This window comes from Alkalicoccus saliphilus, from assembly GCF_003044065.1.
Lineage (GTDB): Bacteria > Bacillota > Bacilli > Bacillales > Salisediminibacteriaceae > Alkalicoccus > Alkalicoccus saliphilus.
Genome location: NZ_PZJJ01000068.1, coordinates 1 through 1,739 on the forward strand (window position 1 = coordinate 1; position 1,739 = coordinate 1,739).

The 1,739-nt window shown below is 48.4% G+C and carries 1 protein-coding gene; it reads left to right on the plus strand.

Annotated elements, in window-relative coordinates; genetic code table 11:
* Window positions 1-363 precede the first annotated feature (363 nt).
* On the plus strand, window positions 364-1,593 hold the full coding sequence (locus C6Y45_RS17165; RefSeq protein WP_107586448.1) for an IS110 family RNA-guided transposase: 1,230 nt from the start codon (window positions 364-366) through the stop codon (window positions 1,591-1,593).
* Window positions 1,594-1,739: the final 146 nt, after the last annotated feature.

Below are 1,739 nucleotides of genomic sequence, written 5' to 3' on the forward strand. Positions count from 1 at the left end.
CTCCTCGTATAGTATGTTTAAGTCCCTTTGGAACTTATCAATTTCTCTTGCTTTCTTCTCAAGGATACTTTCCTCTTGGACACCTCGAGATATTTCTAGATAATGGTCTTAGGATCATTTGGGACAATTCTCTTCCCTCCTGTAGCTCGACTACAATTGAAGACTGTTTCTCAGTGTACGTGCGGCACTTCCTACACGCAGGCTGAGCCTTCTGCCCCTGGAACTCCGGTAATAGTAGCCCGGAGGCGGCTTTCCATGCAGAGAGAGTTCTGATACACGAGGTTGCTGATCGGCGTTCGCACTAGAGATATCTCGAGGTGTCCAAAGAACCACCCAATGATGCTAATCGAAAGGAGGTACCCCATGAAATTATTTGTAGGGTTAGACGTCAGCTCGTTTGATATGAAAGTGTGTGTGCTTGACCAGGAAGGAACCACCCAGGATACCTGGACGGTATCGAACGATCTGCCGGGAGCTACCATGTTAAAACAGCGATTACTAGATCTCGTCGAAGATACCGACATACACACCCTGAAGATTGGGTTGGAATCCACATCGGTTTACAGCTTCCATCCGTCCATGTATCTGCATCACGACCAGGAGCTGAAGCGTTACGGCGCGCAGGTCTTTGTGATGAACCCCAAGCAGATTGCCAACTTCAAGAAAAGCTATACGGAAATGAACAAAACCGATGAAATTGATGCCTTCGTCATCGCCGACTATCTGCGTTTCGGAAGAAACCACATGTCGATTGTGAAAGAAAGCCAGTATGTGGCGCTCCAGCAATTGACCCGCGCCCGCTATCACCTGATCAAGTCGGTCACCAGGGAGAAACAGCACTTCCTCCAGCATTTAAGCTTTAAATGTAATACGTTTTCTCAGGAAGTCGACTCTTCGGTGTTCGGTCATGCCATGATGGAACTCTTTCTGGAGAGATACTCCCTGGAGGAACTCGCCCAGCTGCCTCTGGAAGCACTGGCTGCTTTTTTACAGGAGAAAGGTAGAAATCGGTTCCCTGACCCCGAGGAAGTAGCGGCCTCCATTCAACGGGCGGTCCGTTCTTCGTACCGTCTGGAAAAAGTGGTCGAAGACTCCCTGGATGTACTGTTAGGAAGTTCGATTGAGATCATCCGATCTCATCAAAAGCAGATCAAGGAAATAGATAAAACGATCACCCGCCTGATGGCCGGCCTCACGCAGACGATCCAGTCGATCCCCGGGTTTGGCCCGGTATTTTCTGCAGGAATTATCGCAGAAATCGGCCAGATTGACCGGTTCGAAGATGAAACAAAAATTGCCAAGTACGCCGGACTCTCCTGGCGTAAACACCAATCTGGCCGATTCACAGCCGAAGATACTTCGTTATCCCGACAGGGAAACCAGTATTTGCGCTATTACCTAGTTGAAGCCGCCAACTCGGTACGCAGACAAATACCGGAATACCAGGAATATTATCAGAAGAAGTATCAGGAAGTCCCGAAACACCAGCACAAACGTGCCCTCGTCCTCACTGCAAGAAAACTCGTGCGGCTGGTGGATGCGCTACTACGCAACCACCAACTCTTTACGCCGGAAAGGGGCGTGAAGCACTGACCAATCTACCTGGTCCGTGAAAACCTTTCGAACTCCTAGTTTTTACCAAAAATGCTAGGGTTCTTTCCTACGGGCTTTTTTCTTGAATATGTCCTTTGATAAACAAATATCATCTTATTTTTTCATTGACATACTACCGCAGGTCT

What these genes read in the sequence shown, in the direction of transcription:
- C6Y45_RS17165 (WP_107586448.1), top strand. Translation starts at nt 364, where the DNA reads ATGAAATTATTTGTAGGGTTAGACGTCAGCTCGTTTGATATGAAAGTG.